We start from the raw sequence: 19,826 nt of genomic DNA, 5'->3' as shown, positions 1-19,826 counted from the left end.
AGTACTACACAGTACTAAAAAGGAGAGCGGATGATGTGAGGACAATATTTTTAACAGGTGGAACAGGCTTTATTGGGAGGCAATTAGTGGAGGAGCTTCTTAAAGAGGATGTTATGATTTTTCTTTTAGTGAGGTCAAAAAGTAAAGCAACACGTGCTTTTCAAGAAAAAGGTATTTTAAACGAAGAGGCCCTGCACTTTATTGAAGGTGATTTGACAAAAACAGATTTAGGTTTAAGTGATGAAGATAAGGATAGGGTATCGAACACGGATGTTATTATTCACGCAGGTGGACAAATGGATATTCAAGCGACAAAGCAAGAGGCAGCATCTGTATTTTTAAACGGTGCCAAGCATATCAGTGAATTCGCTAAAAGTATCCATCAATTGAAGGGTTTGCAGCAATTTATTCATGTAGTAGGATATATGACCCCCTTTGATGATAATAATAGCAAGGTTGCGATTGATGTGTTTACAGAAGGGCACGACTATTTGAAAATAAAAAATCCTTATGAAAGAACAAAATTTTTAGCAGATCTTTATATTCGCCAGCAGGCATCCGCAATAGGCTATCCGCTTTCTGTGATTAATCCACCAACTGTAGTCGGCAGTAGTAAAACAGGGAGTACGGAGCAATTAGCAGGCTTAGGCTTGCTTGTGGCGAGTATGCGAAGAGGGCTGATGCCAGTTATTCCTGGAGGCAAGGGGTATAAATTACCGCTTATTTCAAACGATGAGCTAGCGAAGTTTATTGTTCAGGTTTTTAAGCTGGAGCAATCGTCTATTCAAACATATACACTTGTTCAAGACAAACAGCTTGATCCGGATATATCTGAATTATTAGAAGTTATGTCAGAAAGTATGAATATGGCAGCACCTAAAATCTCTGTGCCCATTCGCTTCATGAAGGCACTTATGAAAAGTGGGATAAGTAAACTAACACAAATTCCATCTGATGGACTGAACTTTATTACAAATAGAAAGTTTCCAAATGATTCATCGAAAAAAATCATGGGAGAAGATTGGTTTACTAAGACGAGTGTTATGAATTTTTTCCCGGCCGTAGTAGCGGATTTGGATTATCGCTTGATGTATCAAAATGACCGGCATAATCATGCATTTGAACGAACATTAATCGGAAACACTGTGATTTATCAAATACAAGGAGAGGGTAAGCCATTTATTTTATTCCACGGTTTGTTGAGTGATGGGGAGGATTTATTTCCTTTAGGACTAGAGCTTCATGAAAAAACTGGTCAACCTGTATGGATTCCAGACCTTCCAGGTTTAGGACGTTCCCCTTTTAAACGGGAGAAAAATCTTCTGGATCTCTATTTGAATGTAGTGAATGGGTTATTAGGAAAAGCTACTAATGGCGCACATTGGATTGCTCATTCCTTCGGAGCGGTCATTCTGCTGGAAGCGTTAGTGCGAGAGTATATAGATACGAAGAATACTATTACTTTACTTCAACCACCTGTTGCGAAAAAAAATTCTAAATCGTTTAATGCTCCTCAATTTATGAACAAATGGGCATTGAAGTTAGCAACTGCTAATTCATTAGAACGTTATTTAATTGGTAATGGTCTGTTTGAAAATACGGAGAGCATTCCGAAACATTATATCGCAAAAGTACGCAGCAGCTTTACTTCGCCTAGAATTTTAAATACAACTCTTCAGCTCAACCGTTTTCTATCGAAAGACTATCCGGGTGATTTCACCAAAGTACCAAGGTATAATCTTCATATTATTTGGGGAGATCAAGATAGACGCTATTCTGCTCCATTACATCTTGGTAAGGTTGATGTTGTTCCATATGGTCATCATTTTCCTCTTAACCATCCAAGGGAAACGGCTTCCTATATACTATGAAATTAATATGATATTTTCAAAATGGACCGGTCGGCATTTAAATTAGAGGAGTTGTCTAGTATGCTCATTTCAGTTCAACATATTCGGCACGCTACATCAATTCTAACCATAATTTTGTCAGCCCAGAGACCAAGCTTCCGTGCAATCTGCTGGGTTCTTGAGAGTAATACCCGTCAATAATTCTTTTGAGTGGGAAGGTATTCAGATGAAAAGAATTGCGGGGCAGTATGCTCCGGGGCTTTCTGGCAAGTTACTCGGGCCGGTTTCCGGTTTTATCTTGAATACAATGGAAGAAGGTTCTATTTATATCATTGGTGACTGTATTTATACGCCTGCTATTGAAGCGGTTTTTCGTAAGTACAGTCCGGATATTGCTATTTTGAATACAGGCGAGGCGGAGATGATATGGGGAACCGTTATCACCATGGCACGTGAAGATATCGCTCGCATAGCCCGATTGTCACCGAGGACCAAGCTTCTGGCTGTACATCTGAATACCATCAACCACTGTAAATTGAGCCGAAACCAGCTTACCAAGTTTCTGAAGGAACAACACCTGGAGGGTTCCGTTTGGGTTCCTGAATACGGCGAGGTCGTTTCTTTTTGAATCTCCTTTCCTTTTTGAGCATATACGCCGCGAGGTGAGAAGGTCAACGATATGTATAAGGGTAAGGATCATGTAGATGTAATACTAAAGATTAAGACGGAAGAAAAGCAAGATCCACAACCTCTCGCGGTTGTGGATTTACATGGTGGGGGCGAGGGGTGGACATGCAGAGCCACAATTCGGCGGGGGTTGCTGTTTTCATCTTGGTCCTCTGATACCCACATATCGTTCTCGTGCCACAACCTCAGGACGGGAAGTGTCAAAAAAACAATACTCGCGATGTGGATCTTCCTTGTGCAGTTCACTGTACCGCATCAACGCTTTGGTAGAATCCTCGTAGGAATCGATCACGGACATCTCTTCAATAAAACGATGGCCTTCCTTAGAATAAGCCTTGGTCGCCTCAAGAACGACACATTCATTAGGAAAACGCTCCTGAACTTCATCCCATCGCATCTTGGACACCTCCGGTTAAAGAATTACTGTGTAAGCGTTCAATTGCATAAGATGACTCTTCGCTAGCTTTTCTGATATGAGGATTGTTAGAACGCATTCCCCATATTTCAAGATGTCTTCGAATGGAGACCTGTTGTCAATTACATGCACAAATCGTCACTCCCCTATAGGCTTCTGCATATGATGGAGAAAATGAAGAATCTATAATGGAGGTCACGACGATGAGCTTGCAAATGCAGGGGCAACAAGAGCAAACACTGTTTCGAATGGATCCGACTACTAGGCATAACTTAAATTCCTTTCAAGACCATGTAACAAATATATGTAAAAGCCATGTTAATGCACTTGTTCGGGTGGAGACAGCAGATGGCGATGTTTTTGAAGGGATACTTATCCAATGCGAAAGGGGAATTGTATACTTAAGACTATCAAGCAATGTGACTAGTCGAGGCTTTTTTCCTGGTTTCCAGAATGATGTAGTTCTACCCCTAGTGCTGTTCAATTTACTCGCCATTTCATTAATATAGGCCTGATCAAGCCTAATCCTCTAATTAAGGAGTGAAATCTTATGGCATTTACACCGCCTCAAGGACCACAAGGAATACAGCAGCCACCATCCTCCCCTCCTCCACAATTTACACCACAGCAACCCGCTGCTACAGCGTTCGCCATCGACCCCGGAGCTATTGCCGGTTGTTTATTCCGCAACACATATGTGTGGCTGAGAAACGGGAACGCGTTCTGGTTCTTCCCAACCTTTGTAGGGCGTACATCCGTTGCAGGTTTTAGATGGACCGGCCGAATGTGGGTGTTTACTGGAGTCGATCTAAGAAGCATTGTGTCATTTACATGTTTTTAGAGAAGAAAATAGCAGCCCAACACCTTACCGGTGCTGGGCTCTTGTTTTCTAAAAAAAGAAAAGCGGGTTTAAGGCTTTGTCAAGCTTCCAACTTCCGACTTCCAGCCAAGCTGATCTTATTCAGCATAAGCGACATCCTCTCATGGTACATGTTTTGGCTATATCGTATCGTAAACACGTGTTCACCAATATATCATCACAAGCTCTATATCCACCCTTAACAAATATTAGGTTCCAGATTAGTGAAAACTATATTATTATTAAATTGGGGTGGGATACTTCATCTTTTTGTGAACGCGCGTCTATTGTCCTGCCCTCATCCACTTTCTAGGAGGAATGGTCATGCAATACGGCTACTTTGACGAGAAGAACAAGGAGTATCTCATTACGAAGCCGAACACGCCTGCCCCTTGGGCCAACTACCTCGGCTCGCCGGAGTACGGCGCCATCATCTCGGGCAACGCAGGAGGGTACAGCTTTGTAAAGTCTGGCGCGAACGGACGGCATATCCGCTATCATTTCAATTCCAAAGATGAGCCGGGGCGCTATATTTATGTGCGGGACTTGGAGAACGGGGATTATTGGTCAGGCTCCTGGCAGCCGGTAGGCAAGGACTTGGATCAATACAAATCCGTATGCCATCATGGAACCGGATACACGAATATCGTTGCGGATTATGACAGTATTCGGACGGAAACCTTGTATTATGTGCCGCTGAACAAAACCTATGAGGTATGGCGCCTGAAGGTCCGCAATGATGGCTCCAAGGCCCGGAAGCTGGCACTCTTCGGATTTGTCGAATTCACCAACGATAACAATTACGAACAGGATACCGTTAACCTTCAATACACTTTGTTCATTTCGCGGACCTATTACAACAACAATAAGATTCTGCAAGTGATCAACGAAAACACACCTGAGGAGCAAAGCTGGAGATTCTTCGGCGCTGCAGGTGCGGAGGTAACCGCCTACGATGGCGACCGGGATACATTTCTCGGCGATTACCGCAGTTACGGCAATCCGTCCTCCGTGGAAAAGGGCCAATGTGCCAATTCGCTGAACTATAACACCAATGCCTGCGGTGCCCTGCAGATCAACGTGGATTTGCAGCCGGGAGAAGAGAAGGAAATTGTATATCTCCTCGGACAGTATGACGAGAAAGGTGCCTCCGAAATTCTTAGCCATTATAAAGATTTGTCCGTTGTGGACAAGGAGCTTGAAGAGCTGAAGACATTCTGGCACAGCAAGCTCAACCGTTTTCAGGTCCAGACGCCAAGCGAAAATCTCAACAACATGATCAACACCTGGAACGCATACCAATGCTTCATTACCTTCATCTGGTCCCGTGCCGCCTCCTTTCAATACTGCGGCCTGCGTAATGGACTAGGCTATCGGGATACCGTACAGGATATTCAAGGCATCATTCATCTTGATCATGAGATGGCACTTGAGCGTCTGCGGCTGATGATTTCGGCTCAGGTCTCCAACGGCGGCGGTCTGCCACTCGTAAAATTCAACCATAACCCCGGACATGAGGGTACGCCCGACGATCCAGATTACGTGCGTGAGACCGGTCATCCTCATTATCGTGCCGACGATGCCTTATGGCTATTCCCGACCGTCATCAAGTATTTGAATGAAAGCGGTAACTGGGACTTCACGGATGAAGTGATTCCCTATTCAGATCAAGGCGAAGCCACGGTTTACGAGCATTTGCGCCAAGCCCTTCAATTCAGCCTGGATCGAATGGGTGCCCACGGTATGCCTGTTGGTCTTCATGCTGACTGGAACGATTGTCTGCGTCTTGGAGCTAAGGGAGAGTCGCTATTCGTCGCCTTCCAGCTCTACATGGCCTTTAAAGTATTCATTGAAATCGCACAGAACAAGAACAAGCCTGGCGATGTAGAGTGGGCGCAAGGTCTTCTTGATGAGTTGGACGGAAACATTCAGAAGCATGCTTGGGAGAATGACCAATTTGTCCGCGGCTTTACAGAGGATAACTATACGATCGGCTCCTGGGAGAACGATGAGGCAAAAATCTGGCTGAACCCGCAAAGCTGGTCCGTACTAAGCGGTGCCGCCCGCCCGGATCAGGCGAAGCTCGCCATGGACAAAGTGTACGAGAATCTGCGGACCGATTACGGCACCATGTTATTTTATCCACCGTTCCGGAAGTACGGTTTACCTGTAGCGCTAATGGCCTTGTTCAATGCCTCCACCAAAGAGAACGCCGGCATCTTCAGCCAGCCGCAGGGATGGCTTATTCTGGCGGAGGCCACAATAGGCAACGGTAACCGCGCGTTCGAATACTTCCTGAATTGCAGCCCGGCCAGCATGAACGATAAGGCAGAAATCCGCAAGCTAGAGCCTTACGTGCACGGCCAGTTCGTTGAGTCCAAGGACAGCCCGTATCAAGGCCGTGCACATGTCCACTGGCTCACCGGCACCGCCTCGACGGTGATGGTCTCCTTAGTGGAAGGCATCATGGGTGTTCAGCCGCAAATCGACGGACTTCGTATCAACCCGTGCGTTCCTTCTGACTGGAAGGAGTTCTCCATGACGCGCGAATTCCGCGGCAAGAAGCTGAATATCCAGGTGGACAATAAGCACGGCGTAGAAAAAGGAGTCTCCCATATCATCATTAACGGCAAAGAAATTCAAGGCAATCTGATCCCCGTTGGCATAATGGGAGAAGAGAATGATGTGCGGGTTATAATGGGGTAAGTATATTAATACAATCTTCTTGATAAACCACCACAGAAAAGAGCACCCCTTCCTGTTCCTAGGGTGCTTTTTTCTGATTCCTCGCTTCGCCTCGTCTTCGATTGGGGTATATATCCAACCCATTGGTGGAATGGGCCGATTTTAACCTCAGAGACCTAAATATTATCTTTCTTCAGAATGTTCTTTCAAAATATGAGCGATCAGCTCTAATGAATGCAATCCTTTTGCAATATCCACTATAAATTCCACTGCATATTCACGTTTCATTCGTAGATGGTACCCGCTCAACATTAAGAATGACTTTGTAACCAGATAGGCTGTGCGCTTATTGCCATTGTGAAAGCAATGGTTCTTTACCAAAGATTCTAGTAGAGCTGCGGCCTTATCAAATAAATTTGGATAAGCATCCTCTCCAAAAACACTTTGCTGTGGCCTATGTACCGCAGATTCCAGCAGACCGTGATCTTTAACACCCGCTTGATCTGCGTCGTTCATTCTTTTCATCAAGAAATAGTGTGCTGAAATTACCTCTTCTTTGGTAAGAAAATTAATCATATCATCGATCCCTTAAGTCCTCAAGAATACCCGAATCTTCTACAAATACATCAAAGAACACTTCAAGAACTTCTGGTCTTACATGATCGGGAAGTTGGACCTGCCGGGCTTTTTTTATCACCACTTCACCGCGATCATTTTCAACAAATTCGATTTCATCCCCTTGCGAAACATTCAGCTTAGCAGCCAAGTTTTTTGGCAAGCTTACTCCCAAGCTATTGCCCATTCGTCCTATTTTACGGATATAACGGTTCACATTCGATTTATCATTCATCACTTTGACCACACCATTCATTTGATCTCTTCCTCCTATAGTATGATCTATACACAAGAAGTTATAACATAACAACAATTATAACGTATGTACATTTTATCAACTTTCTCTACAAATTTAAAGCTAGTACAAGACCAAAGATTATAGTTGAGCCCCTTCCCCATTCATTAAACACATGCATACTTTGTTGGAAAATTTATCTCCCATATATTTAGCTAAGATGATTCTCTCTTCGATCGTTATCTGGTTATGATCCAAAAATTCCAGAAACATTATATATTCCTTCATTTCAATTTTGGGGAGTGGGTATCCCTTTTGTAATCTGAATAGTTTCTGGAGTTTATTCCAAATTTTTTGTGCACCTTTCTGTTCAAAACTTATTTTTTCCTCTTCTTCCATCCGCCTTGCCAATTGTTGGTGATATTTTTTTATGGCTTCATTTTTACCACGAGCAATCATCATTTTGAGACTAAGCGGCTTCACACGCTCAATAATTTCGTAATGATACCAGAATGGCTCATCAAAAAGTTCATAATCCGTGACCGTTTGTATGATGTCATTCTTTTCTACTCCTCCGATATCATATCCATTCTCCAACAACTGCTGAAAAAGCAGGTCGTCATCTATTTCAGACAGAACCTCAATATAACATTCAAAAACAAATTCTCTGATCATATCTTCGTACTTTTCCTCAAAACTATTATGTAAAAAACCGATACCACTTGTATAGCTAGCTGTAGATTGACCTGTGCACTCATCAAAAAAGTCTTCAACACTATAATAATCATCAATTGAAAATGATTCATTTGTCCGAATCAGCATGCCCGAACAATCCCATGGAGGATCGTATCTGTGAGTGATTGTATATTTAGGTGCAAACATGAAGTCATATGCCAACTCTTCTGCTAAATTAGTCAATAATACTGTAAACTTTGCATCAACCCTGTTCCTTATTTGTTCCGAGATACTTTCCACTGAATGTTTCAATACTCTATCCCCCCCCAACAAAAAAAACCATGCTTAATAAAAAGTTAGGCACGGTTCTTCCGTAGAAAAAGTATATCAATTTGTTAAATGGTACCATATTCACAATGTTAAATCTAGTTCCTCACTTTCGCGACATCTAGGGTTCAGGAGTCGATGTGTTTGATTTAACAGAAATTGCACATGAGCAAACCTTCCCGGCTCCATTAGTGCCGGCAAAAACCGTTATTACAGATTCAGGTTTAGTCATGACTTATAAGCTCAGTGCGATTTCCGGCTAGATCATAAGTAATCTCAAATTTTTGCCCAGTAGCATCTTCACGTATCCGCTTGCCATCTTTTATATAATAAATGGAGGCTCCAGCCTTTTTGGCCTCCGCGACTGCATGCTGATTGGCCTTTTTTAATAACCGTTGCAATTCTTCCCTTTGGGGCAGCAGTTGTAATTCTTACGGTTAAATAATTCGTCTGTATAAGCTACTCGAGGTCTTCTTCATCCATGTGTCCTAAATAGTCACCATACAAATCCATCATATCAAATGCAAAACCCCAGCCAATACCCTGACTGCTCCGCACCAATTGGTTGCATCGGTCTACAAACTTGTCTTCTAATTGATTGTCTACAATATGCTCTAAAGCTTGTTCATATATGCTCGCTATAGTATGGTAGAATTTTTGATCAATGTCTCCATATGAAAGTGTGAAGTCCACTCCACATTCCACTGTAAAAACCATTAATTCTGCAATTTGCTCATTGTTGTTCGAAACATTGCTAAAGTCCTTTATTGCTTTCTTCATAATCGGATAGCGTAAAATCTCCCCCTTATGGCCGAATTCCTTCTCTATAATTTTCTTGTATTTGCCTAATACCTCCTCTTGATCAGGAAATAACACTGAAAAATAATGCTCCTGAATGATCGGGTATGTCTTCGTCAAATTTAAGATTTCAACCTCAAGTTCTTCCCTTGTAAGATTCTTCAAATGCTTTTTAATGGTTGAGTTTTTTAATTTCAGCATTATGATCTCCTTAATCCGGTTATAATTCCCAATATTATTACTCTGTAGCTTACAAGGTATAATATAAATAAAACGCGAGGACCAATCAATGGACAATATAGAGGACAAATATAATGCGGCTTTGGCGCATATTGAAGAACTCAAGCAGGAAATCACCCGATTGAGAAGTCTTCTGGGACTTTTTGATGACGAGAATATAACAAGTACGAATGATCAAATAACGTCTTATTCCAACCCGTTGGTAAGAGTCAGTAAAGTGACAGTCATTGGGCAAACCAATATTCATCAGTACTCAACTGTAGAGGACAAGCTCGCTCTGTATAAAAGTTATTTTCGCGGCAGAGAAGATGTTTACCCGATACGTTGGAGCAATAAGCAAGGCAAATCCGGATACTCACCCGCTTGCGCCAATGAGTGGACATCCATCTGTGAGAAACCCAAAGTGAAATGCTCGGTATGCAAACATCAGAGCTTCTTGCCTCTCACAAATGAAGTGCTCTCAGCCCATTTGGATGCTCGGCAGGACAGAACCATTGGCATATACCCGATGCTGCCAGATGAAACCTGCTGGTTTCTGGCAATGGATTTTGACAAACATGATTGGAAGCAGGACGTTGCTGCCGTAATGCAGCTATGTAAAAGCCATGAAATACCTGCACTGTTAGAGCGCTCACGCTCCGGCAATGGGGGGCACATCTGGATTTTCTTCAGTCAAAATATCGAGGCGATTACAGCCAGAAGATTTGGAATGACTTTGCTGAGTTTGACCATGAACAAGAGATATCAGATCGGCATGGAATCCTATGACCGTCTGTTTCCCAATCAGGACACGCTGCCCAAAGGCGGATTCGGCAACCTTATTGCTCTACCACTTCAAGGCGGGCCACGTAAACAGGGAAACAGTCTCTTTATTGATGAACACTTCGAGCCCTATTCTGACCAATGGAGTATTTTATCAGGACTTGGCAAGATGACCGAAGACGAGGTACAGAAATTCATATACAAGCACGGGGAATATAGACTGTTCAACAATGATGCACTGATAGCAGCATCTGGCGATGAGGAGGTCGGATTAGCAGAGTCACAGGAGAACCACATTCAGGAGGAGCCATTATTGATGGAACCTTTACCTGCTGAAATACAGATTCTACATTCAGGTTGTCTTTATATTCCTAAGTCTGAACTTCCTTCAAGTGCAGTTTATGCTCTGATTAAATTGGCGTCGTTCTCCAATCCCGATTTTTAAAAGGCACAAGCTATGCGGCTCTCCACCTACGGTAAACCCCGGGTCATCTCATGTGCAGAGGATCTGGAGAGTTGCGTAGTTCTTCCAAGGGGATGCTTGCAAGAGTTGTTATCCTTTTTCGAGCATAATCATGTAAAAGTATCACTTGATGACCAACGTTCGCCTGGAACTTCAATAGAGGCAGAGTTCACTGGTACACTGACCACTCTTCAGGATACAGCAGCCAGAGCGGTTCTAAACCGGGACATAGGCGTACTCTCGGCGGCAACCGCATTCGGTAAAACCGTCGTAGCCGCCAGCATTATCGCTTCAAGAAAGACAAATACCCTTATTCTGGTGCACCGCCGGGAGCTTATGGAACAATGGCAGGAACGCTTGCAAACCTTTCTCGAAGTTCCTAAACATTCGATCGGTATGATCGGCGGCGGAAAAAACAAAAGAACCGGTATCATCGATATTGCTGTCATCCAGAGCCTCAACTATAAAGGGAATGTCAAACCTTTTGTAAGTGAATACGGCCAAGTCATTGTGGATGAATGTCATCACGTATCAGCCTACAGCTTTGAACAGGTTCTTCGTGAAGTCAAAGCTAAGTATGTATTTGGCTTAACTGCCACACCCAAACGACAGGACGGACAAGAAGCAATTGTACGATTCCAGCTTGGACCAGTGCTATTAAAGGTGGATGCCAAAGCTTTAAGCAGCTCCAGAGGATTTTCACTAAGGGTTGTTCCCCGTTATACCCATTTTCAGATCAAGCCAGGAGAACAGGTTTCCGGTATTCAGGAAATATACCAGCAACTTGTGGACAACGAAGAGCGTAACACACTTATTTTTGACGATTTGCTTGCCTGCCTGGATGAAGGTCGCTCTCCGCTGTTGTTGGTTGAACGAACCGCCCATGCCGAATATTTTGCAGAGAGATTACATTCATTTGCCAAAAACGTGATTGTGCTCAGCGGCAGAATGGGAAAAAAACAGAGAGAGGCTCTACGCACGCAAATCGCATCTATTCCGGATGATCAAGAACGGGTAGTTATCGCTACTGGAAAGCTGATAGGCGAAGGCTTCGACGACGCTAGACTGGATACCTTATTCCTTGTTCATCCCATCTCCTGGTCAGGCACCTTGCAGCAATACGCAGGCAGATTGCACCGAAGTCATGCGAACAAAGAAGAGGTGAAAATATATGATTATATCGACCTTCAGGTCCCTATGTTGATGGCGATGTATAAGAAGAGAGTGAAGGGTTATCGGAAGATGGGGTATAAGGGGGCGGAGTTGTAGTAAAGCGTATGTAAATTGCTATGGATGTGTTGAACCCCTTTCCCTAAAAGGGTTTTAAATATTGCTGGGAAAGAGATTTAAGAAACTAAGGCATGGACTTGCAGAGTCACAATAGGGGTCAAGTATCAGCTTGACCCCACAATAGCATCCAGCAGTTCCCTGATCTTCCGCTCCTCCGCGCTTTCGTGGGTTGCGAATCTTTTTAGCTTCATTCCGTATTTTTCAAAAATACCGTCTTTCATCTCATCCCGCTTAAGTTGCTCCGGTTTATTCTCGTGAAACTGAAACCCGTCCACTTCAATGGCAAGCGCCGCTGTCTTATCCAGCTTATGATAAATGACAAAATCCACAGAAGCACTATTCTGGAGATATCTCCGCTCATGGTCCTCTAACTTATCTGTATTCGCAAACAGGTTCTTAAGCAGGACCTGATTACCGAGCGTAAATCCGCTATAAGCCGATTCCTGCAAAAGTTCCGTAAGTAAGGCCTGCATGATATTTTCCGATTTGTATTTAGATACGTTAAATCCCCTAACCCTCTCTCTAAATGCATGAAGCCTATCCGAATATTCCTTGTACAACAAATCAAATATAGATACAATTTCACTCTCCACCACATTGTCATCCAATGTGCTGTACTCCATGTAACGCGCGAGGTCGCCAATTTCATTGCCATATTTCCGGAATAAGGCATGATCCGTTACCAGAATGAACTTCTTCTGTGCACGGGAGACCGCCACATTAACCTTGCAGGGATCATTCACAAATTTCATGCCTATTTTGCCGGAACGGGTCTGGTCCAGCACTGTAGTCATAATCATAATGGGCTTCTCCCGGCCTTGATATTTATGTATCGTATCACTCTCAATATCGTCATTAAACTGTCCTGCCGCTTTCTCCACCTGCTTGCGGTAAGGCGTAACGATGCCAATATCCGATTGACCCGCTGCCGCTTCTTCCCAGCCTGCAAGAATCTCCCCTTCAATGACATCCAGCTCCCGCTGATTGAACTTCCCTTTCTTTTCTCCCTTAGTCACTTCCCGCAGGTGATTGCCCGGCGCAGTTCTGTAGATCAGCAGTGGCACATCCGTATCCTCTTCAGCTGTAAAAGAGATTAAATCCCCGTCATAATACTTCTGATTGCAGAACCGAATGATTTGGGGATGACAGCGGTAGTGCTCTTTAAGCATCACCTTGGGAATATCATCACCGTAGAGGGCAAGCATGGACGACAGCAAATTATGCTGAAAATAATTATAAGCTTCGTCGATGCCAATTGATGCAGCACTTCCAACCACCTGCTCAATCTGCATACTCACAATTTGCGGCAGCTGCTTGGTGTCGCCAACAATAATCGCCCGCTTACAGCAGGATAGCGCAAGTGCACCTGTCACCAGATCCACTTGTGAAGACTCGTCAATAATGACATAGTCAAACAGAACATTGGCCGGGACACAGTTGCGCAAAGAATGAGTTGTGCTCAGTACTATTGGATAATAATCAATGAACGATTTGAAGTTTTTGCTCTGCTTATAATCTTTCGCATTACATTCCACCCGGGGAAGGTCACCATACTTCTCATACAACCTATGCCGGAAAAGCTGCTCCGAACACTGCTGGTGCTCCTTCAGTAAAGGCTGATACGACGCAGACTGCAGCTCTTGTTCAATCTGGTCAATACGACCCGATAGCCCTTCAATCCGCAGAATATAGAACCTCCGCTGAACATTCAGAATTACATCTGCCCCCTGTTCCTTCAAGTATTTAAGCTCAGTGAACCCATGTTTGACAAAAAGCTTGAACTTGTACAAAAGGCTATTCTCTTTACCTTTCCTCACCGCAAGGTGGCTGTCCTTCATGAATTCCAGCATCCGCTCAGGTGTCTCACGATAGAACGACAGCTTCTCCAAAGGCTCAACATTCTGCTTGGCGTAATAGTTCTCAAAATGCTTTTGCTCCAGCACATAGGCCGACAGCTGTTGCTTCAAGCGCGCCTTCTCCACGTCCAGCTCCATCAGCCGGGTAATACGGCCATCCAGCTCCTGTACCTTGGACAGCAGCTCCACTTCAGGCAGCTCACTCTCCCAGCCGGAGACCTCGGCAACAGGCAAGTTCGCAAAAAAGCTTTCCTTATTCTCTTTATTCCCAAGCGCCGCAACCAAAAAAGGATAACCCTCTGCCTCCAGCTTGTCGCGCACATTCTGCACCGCAGCATTGTTGCCTGAGACCACAGCCACCTTCTTCTGCTGCATCACAGCCAGGTTGGCCAATATATTGAGAATGGTCTGGGTTTTGCCTGTACCTGGTGGCCCTTCAATGATACTGATCTTACTGCGCAAAGCTTGATCCAGCGCCGTCTTCTGGCTCAGGTTGTACCTGAACGGGAAAATAGGTTTGGATTCGGCAGAAATATCTGCACTCACCGGGGAGCCATTCACATAATGGCTCAATACACTTTCCGGGTGTACAAAGCTGAGCTTAGCGAACTCCCGCTTCAGAAAAGCCTCCATCTCCGGCTGCTCTTCTCCGCTCTCAATAAGCCCGGAAATGGCACGCCAATACTCCATGACCTTCAGCGCATCAGAGGTCTTCACTCCGCTGCTCTCGATTCGGACATGCTCCGCTCCATACACCCGATTGGTTCCATCCTTAAAATACACACGAATTCGAGGCCCGAAATCCAGCACTCGCTTAACATTGCTCAGAGGGTTATCCCGATGGAAGACCGCTTGTTCTTTAGTGATTACTGTAATAACAGGGTTGTTGAGGATCATTACATCACTTGCATAGTAATGGTAGGGATTAGAAGAACTGCGATAAGTCACCTGTATATTTGCGCCCAACTGTTCATATGATGTGATTTCCGAGGTGCGGTCTTTGTTTTTAACAACAATCAGATATCTCTCTTCGTCCATGGCTATTCCTTTTGCGTTTAAGTATTTGGAATTAATATGTAGGGAATTCGGTGGATTGTAAGGATATTCCTGCATTGGGAGTGTAATTGGTTGGATAGACAGGCGAAAAAGACACCTTGATTGGTGTCTTGAGGGGAAAGCTTATGTAAAAATGCTATTTCGGAAACCCTTAAAGATCTGAGCTTCGCTACTCTTAATCATCGACTAGAACTTCAATCATCATCGCCGCCCCGGCCTTGAACCCACATACAAACGCAGCCGTCATCTCCATTCCCTGAGCCTGAGAATACAGCTCCAATAATGACTCCAGTTCCTCAAACTCCCCAACGGACAGTTTCCGCTTCCAAGTTTCTAGGGACTCAGTGATTTGCCTGTTTATCGGGCGATAATTAGGGTCCTTGGAGATAATGTCCTCATTAGGGAACAAGTCCCCGTGGTAGAGGGATTCAAGAATGCTTGGCATGGGGGGCCTCCTTTATTAGCTACATAAATATAAATGATATAAGCCAGCGTAGCATATTTGCAAAATATATGTGGTACGCTAAGGCGTAATGGTTGACTTAAAAAAGACACCTTATAAGGTGTCTTTAATTCTCCATATGGAGCTGAGGGGAGTCGAACCCTTGTCCGAAGATAGTGGCACAAAAGTTTCTATGAGAGGAGTTACAGTTTTGATGTCACCCGAGTATCGCCCCGTAACCGGCTATACGTTGGGTCAGCCTGATTATCTTCTTCTGCTGACCCCAGGCGGAGACCAGACAGCGGAGACCTTACGTGTAGCCCCCCCACTATAGTTGAGTCCCTTGCTCGTTCCTTAAGCACATGCATACTTTGTTGGAAAATTTATCTCCCATATATTTAGCTAAGATGATCCTTTCTTCGATCGTTATCCGGTTATGATCCAAAAATTCCAGAAACATTCTATAGTCCTTCATTTCAATTTTCGGGAGTGGATATCCCTCTTGCAATCTGAATAGTTTCTGGAGTTTATTCCAAAGTTTTTGTGCACCTTTCTGTTCATAACTTATTTTTTCCTCTTCTTCCAACCTCCTTAGCAATTGACGGTGATGTTTTTTTATGGCTTCATTTTTACCACGAGCAATCATCATTTTGAGACTAAGCGGCTTCACACGCTCAATAATTTCGAAATGATACCAGAATGGTTCTTCAAAAAGTTCATAATCCCTGATCGTTTGTATGATGTTATTCTTTTCTACTCCCGCGACATCATACCCATTTTCCAACAACTGCTGAAAAAGCAGGTCGTCATCTATTTCAGACAGCACCTCAATTTAACATTCAAAAACAAATTCTCTGATTATATCCTCGTACTTTTCCTCAAAACTATTATGTAAAAAACCAATACCACTTGTATAGCTAGCTGTAGATTGACCTGTACACTCATCAAAAAAGTCTTCAACACTATAATAATCATCAATTGAAATTGATTCATTTGCCCGAATCAGCATGCCCTAACAATCCCATGGAGGATCGTAGCTGTGAGTGATTTTATATTTAGGTGCAAACATGAAGTCATATGCCAACTCTTCTGCTAAATTAGCCAATAATACTGGAAACTTTGCATCAACCCTGTTCCTTATTTGTTCCGAGATACTTTCCACTGAATGTTTCAATACTCTATCCCCCTAACAAAAAAACCATGCTTGATAAAAAGTTAGGCACGGTTCTTCCGTAGAAAAAAATATATTCATTTAATAGATAATACCATGTTTACTACCATATTCACACTGTAAAATCCAGTTCCTGCACTTACATGATACCTTAAGTAGATTAGTATGACTGTCGATAAAATTAATCATGCCCCCTTAACAGCCGCTTCCAACCTTACTTAGTAAGAATCACATTTAAACATCATAGAAACCACCTCAAAGAATTGCCAAAAACAAAAAATAAGGACCTGGATAAGCCATCCAGAATCCTTGTTTTTTATTGTGAACTTTCAAAACTAAACCACACGACATATTAAAGTACTATAGATTTGATTTCACTTTGACTAAGACCCGTTGCCTTAGCGATAGCTGCATAATCCATCCCCATTTCCAGCAAATTCCGAGCAACTTGTAGCTTACCCTCAATAATCCCGGCAGACTTTGCCCCTTCAACCATAGATGCCTCATCATGCAGGTACTTCTGTCTAGCTTCATACAATCGTCTAGCGTCTGAATCCTGACTCAAAAATTGCAGGGTATCCATCGCCTTCTCCAAACCTGGCTCATTCATTTTCAGCACCTCCCATTGTGATGTATCGGCACCCTTTAGAAACAAAAGCCAATTGATCAATCCGCCTTCTAACGGCACGTTGCGTTCGTCCAGCTTGGGTAGCTCTAAGAAATGCACCTCAATATCATCAATTAAAGATATTCCTGTCCGGTCTTCCCGCAGGTGAAACACATTATGATATTGCTCATTCTTCAAGAACGCATAGTTCAAAATGTTGATCGTTACGCATTTCTTCAACTCTGGATACTTGTCGCCTTCGCTTAGTTGACTCGCATATCGTTTGCTCCAATAAAAGAGTGTTCTCTTCTCTATGTCGTACTTATTGAAAAGCTGCATCTCAATATCAATCAGCTTGCCTTCAGAAGTCTTGGCATACACATCAAAGATGGATTGTTTGTCGAGCGGATCATCTTTATCCGTATAAGGATTCATCAGGATGATCTCGGTCAGCGGCGGCTCGCCAGCTTCGGTGAAAATGCGGTTAAGAAATGCCAACAGCACATCCTTATTGTTCTCGCTGCCAAATATCCGTTTGAATACAAAATCTACACGTGGGTCCAGCAAATCCATCGACATCAGCTCCATTCATTATTATTATATCATTTATCAAGGGTTCTGAACCTTGCAAAGATACATAAAACCGCTCAGATTGAATCTAGTTGTCGTTTGAAATACTGCAGTGAAACTCACTGTATTCATTAACAGTAAGCCCCAGAAACCGCGTCATAGCAAGCTTATTTACCGCCATGAATAGTCCAAAACATCCGCTGAAATGAAAAAAGACACCGGATAAGGTGTCTTCTACTTTACTCCATATGGAGCCGAAGTTACACTGTTGAAAACCCTGCAAGCTACATATAGAAGATAAAAGAGCCGCCCAGGTCATTCCTGTGGCGGTCCTTCAATGTTTTGCTCAAATGTCGAATAATCATGACTTAATCTGTGCCTTAAGATCATCAACTACTCCGCTAGACAGAGTGTTTTCAAATTCTACGATATTAATCAACAACTCCTTCAATTCAGCTCCCAAATCTTTTCCTTCATATAAGTTCCGATCCACTTTCCACACAATAAACATGCAGGCGGATTTGATATCTGCCGCCTGAGATAGATCCCCTAGATCAATAACTCGCACCTGCCGGCACCTCCGATGTTATGAATTACGTAGCAGTATTATAGCATAGATTTATAAACGGGAACATACGTTTGTCTTTTTAAAGAGTTTCCGCTTCGCCACAAGGTAAAATTTTCCTGCACCTCCTTAATAGAATGCAAAAAGGCCGTTACATTTCAAGGGAATCATGATCACATAAAACCAAGCATGCCGTTCACTTCCTAACGACATACAAAGATTTTTTTTTAATTGTGATTATGGATTCAACCTTGAACTGTAACGGCCATGACTCTTACGAGAAATAATACCGTCTTCAATTGCTACACAGTTCCTTGTTGCTTAGAATGCCTCTTTCGGCGCATGCCCAGAGGTAAAATGAATAATTAAAGGTATGCTGTTATTCTATGTGAGAAGTGGACTTGCTGTCAAGGATGAATGAAATTTTCCTGAGCAGCAAAAGAGCCGTCCAGGTTATCCCTGCGGCGGCTCTTCTACATACTCAATCAATTCAGATATATCTTTCAAACCCAAAGCAATCATAATCTTGTTGAGATTTTCAGGAGACCATGCTTTTGATTTGTTGTCAGCCATATCTGTGATGGTAGGATATCGAATCCCTGTCATTTTAGAAAGTTGGTTTGCATTTAGCCTTTTTTCATAAAGTAGCCTGTCCAGTTTGAGCTTTAGCATATACTCACCTCACCTATAATATACCCAATTTTCGTAAGACAATCAACGAAATTCGAATAATTTATATACGAAAATCGTTGACAATTGTACGATTTTCGTATATAATAATAAATGTAGAGAGGAGGTGAACACATTGGATAAATCGAGACACGAAAGGCGGAAAGAGGAACGAGCTGAAACAGTCAAGACGGTGACGGCAATCATCGGCTTGATAAACTCAATCCTCACCCTCATCTACTTGCTGAGTAGGTAAGTTATCCCGAAACCTTGGCCCCGAAAGGGGCTAAGGCGTAGGGGGATGAAATACAAGGGCCGCCTTTCCTCTCAATTATATCATACTGACAAGGAGCGATGAAACGTGACCGTTAAACAAAAAATCACCTCGGTTATGACCTATGCCGCCCTAACAATAAGCATTGCGAACATTATTATACTTCTGGTGAAGTGGTAATGCTGCCCGTACACGTAAGGCTGGCTGAGCTGTACCATCTGCACAAAGCAGGCAAGCTCACAATCGAGCACGGCCCGGAGTTGCTCCAATGCCTGCAGGTTAATGCCCGGTACTGCTGGGACACCCTAAAGCTGCGGCAGCTCTCCAACATGGCCACAGTGACACAAGACACGGAGTGGTTGAATGACCTACGTATTCGCGAAGAAGCCCTTCGCCTGACAGGGAGGGCGCCAACATTATGAAATGGGAAAAGTTGCGGCCGGGGAAACCGGTAATGATAATGAAGGGCTATCATGCAGGAAAGACTGGCAAGGTGTTGGCCGTTGGTACGTTTGAAGGTGGACCGGAACGGATTGGGGCGCTGGTGGATATCGGAGAACCACTGCTAGTAATCGTTGAGCCTGAATCCTTAGAACCAGCACCGGAGGAGCCGCTGCCGCCAGGATGGGAAGAGTTTGAAATATGATTTTAATTTGGCCCCCGCTGGCATAATTAGTGGGGGCTTTATCCATTCTACTAATATCTGCAAAATTTT

At 43.5% G+C, this 19,826-nt stretch carries 20 protein-coding genes; 8 read left to right on the top strand and 12 right to left on the bottom strand.

The genetic code is table 11. The features are described 5' to 3' along the window. The first annotated feature begins 35 nt into the window (after positions 1–35). Positions 36–1,871, top strand: a complete 1,836-nt coding sequence (locus AC0LWN_RS23560) for an alpha/beta fold hydrolase (protein ID WP_474669656.1) — start codon at positions 36–38, stop codon at positions 1,869–1,871. A gap of 205 nt (positions 1,872–2,076) precedes the next feature. Then, positions 2,077–2,478: an MBL fold metallo-hydrolase gene (locus AC0LWN_RS23555; protein WP_474669654.1), complete on the top strand. Its 402-nt coding sequence runs from the start codon at positions 2,077–2,079 to the stop codon at positions 2,476–2,478. A gap of 198 nt (positions 2,479–2,676) precedes the next feature. On the opposite strand, the gene AC0LWN_RS23550 is transcribed toward AC0LWN_RS23555, so the two are convergent. Continuing rightward, complete coding sequence (locus AC0LWN_RS23550) at positions 2,677–2,934, bottom strand: hypothetical protein (protein WP_474669652.1); 258 nt, start codon at positions 2,932–2,934, stop codon at positions 2,677–2,679. Positions 2,935–4,135: 1,201 nt separating this feature from the next. Between AC0LWN_RS23550 and AC0LWN_RS23545 the strand changes: the two genes are divergently transcribed. Continuing rightward, on the top strand, positions 4,136–6,517 hold the full coding sequence (locus tag AC0LWN_RS23545; protein ID WP_474669650.1) for a glycoside hydrolase family 94 protein: 2,382 nt from the start codon (positions 4,136–4,138) through the stop codon (positions 6,515–6,517). Positions 6,518–6,679: 162 nt separating this feature from the next. Here the strand turns inward: AC0LWN_RS23545 and AC0LWN_RS23540 are convergent, their stop codons facing one another. The 3 genes from AC0LWN_RS23540 to AC0LWN_RS23530 form a co-directional block, all read right to left on the bottom strand. Further along, positions 6,680–7,072, bottom strand: coding sequence for a type II toxin-antitoxin system death-on-curing family toxin (locus tag AC0LWN_RS23540; RefSeq protein WP_474669648.1), 393 nt, complete (start codon positions 7,070–7,072; stop codon positions 6,680–6,682). Position 7,073: 1 nt separating this feature from the next. Next, the gene (locus AC0LWN_RS23535; protein WP_474669646.1) at positions 7,074–7,367 is read right to left on the bottom strand and encodes an AbrB/MazE/SpoVT family DNA-binding domain-containing protein; all 294 of its coding nucleotides are present in this window, start codon (positions 7,365–7,367) and stop codon (positions 7,074–7,076) included. A 120-nt stretch (positions 7,368–7,487) separates the two neighbouring features. After that, positions 7,488–8,333 (bottom strand): hypothetical protein, encoded by an 846-nt coding sequence (locus AC0LWN_RS23530; protein WP_474669644.1) that lies wholly within the window; start codon positions 8,331–8,333, stop codon positions 7,488–7,490. Positions 8,334–8,488: 155 nt separating this feature from the next. Between AC0LWN_RS23530 and AC0LWN_RS23525 the strand changes: the two genes are divergently transcribed. Further along, the gene (locus AC0LWN_RS23525) at positions 8,489–8,611 is read left to right on the top strand and encodes a hypothetical protein (RefSeq protein WP_474669642.1); all 123 of its coding nucleotides are present in this window, start codon (positions 8,489–8,491) and stop codon (positions 8,609–8,611) included. Positions 8,612–8,807: 196 nt separating this feature from the next. Here AC0LWN_RS23525 and AC0LWN_RS23520 read toward each other — a convergent pair whose 3' ends face one another. Then, the gene (locus tag AC0LWN_RS23520; protein ID WP_474669640.1) at positions 8,808–9,347 is read right to left on the bottom strand and encodes a DUF6155 family protein; all 540 of its coding nucleotides are present in this window, start codon (positions 9,345–9,347) and stop codon (positions 8,808–8,810) included. An 88-nt stretch (positions 9,348–9,435) separates the two neighbouring features. On the opposite strand from AC0LWN_RS23520, the gene AC0LWN_RS23515 reads away from it, so the two are divergent. Next, on the top strand, positions 9,436–10,593 hold the full coding sequence (locus AC0LWN_RS23515) for a TOTE conflict system archaeo-eukaryotic primase domain-containing protein (protein ID WP_474669638.1): 1,158 nt from the start codon (positions 9,436–9,438) through the stop codon (positions 10,591–10,593). Between the two features lie 96 nt (positions 10,594–10,689). After that, positions 10,690–11,880: a DEAD/DEAH box helicase family protein gene (locus AC0LWN_RS23510; RefSeq protein ID WP_474669636.1), complete on the top strand. Its 1,191-nt coding sequence runs from the start codon at positions 10,690–10,692 to the stop codon at positions 11,878–11,880. A 125-nt stretch (positions 11,881–12,005) separates the two neighbouring features. On the opposite strand, the gene AC0LWN_RS23505 is transcribed toward AC0LWN_RS23510, so the two are convergent. The 7 genes from AC0LWN_RS23505 to AC0LWN_RS23475 all read right to left on the bottom strand — a co-directional run bounded on the left by AC0LWN_RS23505 (position 12,006) and on the right by AC0LWN_RS23475 (position 18,840). Beyond that, positions 12,006–14,795, bottom strand: a complete 2,790-nt coding sequence (locus tag AC0LWN_RS23505; protein WP_474669634.1) for an AAA domain-containing protein — start codon at positions 14,793–14,795, stop codon at positions 12,006–12,008. 193 nt (positions 14,796–14,988) lie between these two features. Then, positions 14,989–15,258, bottom strand: coding sequence for a DUF6809 family protein (locus AC0LWN_RS23500; protein WP_474669632.1), 270 nt, complete (start codon positions 15,256–15,258; stop codon positions 14,989–14,991). A gap of 325 nt (positions 15,259–15,583) precedes the next feature. Beyond that, a complete protein-coding gene (locus AC0LWN_RS23495) occupies positions 15,584–16,081 on the bottom strand; it encodes a hypothetical protein (protein WP_474669630.1) in 498 nt (165 codons plus the stop codon). 6 nt (positions 16,082–16,087) lie between these two features. Beyond that, positions 16,088–16,264, bottom strand: a complete 177-nt coding sequence (locus tag AC0LWN_RS23490; RefSeq protein WP_474669628.1) for a hypothetical protein — start codon at positions 16,262–16,264, stop codon at positions 16,088–16,090. A gap of 514 nt (positions 16,265–16,778) precedes the next feature. Beyond that, complete coding sequence (locus tag AC0LWN_RS23485) at positions 16,779–17,621, bottom strand: Rpn family recombination-promoting nuclease/putative transposase (RefSeq protein WP_474669626.1); 843 nt, start codon at positions 17,619–17,621, stop codon at positions 16,779–16,781. 343 nt (positions 17,622–17,964) lie between these two features. Continuing rightward, positions 17,965–18,171, bottom strand: coding sequence for a hypothetical protein (locus AC0LWN_RS23480; RefSeq protein WP_474669624.1), 207 nt, complete (start codon positions 18,169–18,171; stop codon positions 17,965–17,967). A 450-nt stretch (positions 18,172–18,621) separates the two neighbouring features. After that, positions 18,622–18,840 (bottom strand): helix-turn-helix domain-containing protein, encoded by a 219-nt coding sequence (locus tag AC0LWN_RS23475; RefSeq protein ID WP_474669622.1) that lies wholly within the window; start codon positions 18,838–18,840, stop codon positions 18,622–18,624. A 450-nt stretch (positions 18,841–19,290) separates the two neighbouring features. Here AC0LWN_RS23475 and AC0LWN_RS23470 point away from each other — a divergent pair, with 450 nt between their 5' ends. Further along, the gene (locus AC0LWN_RS23470; RefSeq protein ID WP_474669620.1) at positions 19,291–19,533 is read left to right on the top strand and encodes a DUF7667 family protein; all 243 of its coding nucleotides are present in this window, start codon (positions 19,291–19,293) and stop codon (positions 19,531–19,533) included. After that, the gene (locus AC0LWN_RS23465) at positions 19,530–19,757 is read left to right on the top strand and encodes a hypothetical protein (protein ID WP_474669618.1); all 228 of its coding nucleotides are present in this window, start codon (positions 19,530–19,532) and stop codon (positions 19,755–19,757) included. The genes AC0LWN_RS23470 and AC0LWN_RS23465 overlap by 4 nt, the downstream gene beginning before the upstream one ends. Positions 19,758–19,826 lie beyond the last annotated feature (69 nt).

Source organism: Paenibacillus sp. sgz302115 (genome assembly GCF_056120445.1).
The sequence above is the reverse complement of the archived record's forward strand: the minus strand, read 5'-3'. Positions and strand labels throughout refer to the sequence as shown.

Coding starts and splice junctions, on each gene's coding strand:
- AC0LWN_RS23535 (WP_474669646.1), bottom strand. CDS start 7,367: ATGAATGGTGTGGTCAAAGTGATGAATGATAAATCGAATGTGAACCGT.
- AC0LWN_RS23490 (WP_474669628.1), bottom strand. CDS start 16,264: ATGCTGATTCGGGCAAATGAATCAATTTCAATTGATGATTATTATAGT.
- AC0LWN_RS23540 (WP_474669648.1), bottom strand. CDS start 7,072: ATGATTAATTTTCTTACCAAAGAAGAGGTAATTTCAGCACACTATTTC.
- AC0LWN_RS23545 (WP_474669650.1), top strand. CDS start 4,136: ATGCAATACGGCTACTTTGACGAGAAGAACAAGGAGTATCTCATTACG.
- AC0LWN_RS23550 (WP_474669652.1), bottom strand. CDS start 2,934: ATGCGATGGGATGAAGTTCAGGAGCGTTTTCCTAATGAATGTGTCGTT.
- AC0LWN_RS23555 (WP_474669654.1), top strand. CDS start 2,077: ATGAAAAGAATTGCGGGGCAGTATGCTCCGGGGCTTTCTGGCAAGTTA.
- AC0LWN_RS23485 (WP_474669626.1), bottom strand. CDS start 17,621: ATGGAGCTGATGTCGATGGATTTGCTGGACCCACGTGTAGATTTTGTA.
- AC0LWN_RS23520 (WP_474669640.1), bottom strand. CDS start 9,347: ATGCTGAAATTAAAAAACTCAACCATTAAAAAGCATTTGAAGAATCTT.
- AC0LWN_RS23500 (WP_474669632.1), bottom strand. CDS start 15,258: ATGCCAAGCATTCTTGAATCCCTCTACCACGGGGACTTGTTCCCTAAT.
- AC0LWN_RS23475 (WP_474669622.1), bottom strand. CDS start 18,840: ATGCTAAAGCTCAAACTGGACAGGCTACTTTATGAAAAAAGGCTAAAT.
- AC0LWN_RS23515 (WP_474669638.1), top strand. CDS start 9,436: ATGGACAATATAGAGGACAAATATAATGCGGCTTTGGCGCATATTGAA.
- AC0LWN_RS23465 (WP_474669618.1), top strand. CDS start 19,530: ATGAAATGGGAAAAGTTGCGGCCGGGGAAACCGGTAATGATAATGAAG.
- AC0LWN_RS23470 (WP_474669620.1), top strand. CDS start 19,291: ATGCTGCCCGTACACGTAAGGCTGGCTGAGCTGTACCATCTGCACAAA.
- AC0LWN_RS23505 (WP_474669634.1), bottom strand. CDS start 14,795: ATGGACGAAGAGAGATATCTGATTGTTGTTAAAAACAAAGACCGCACC.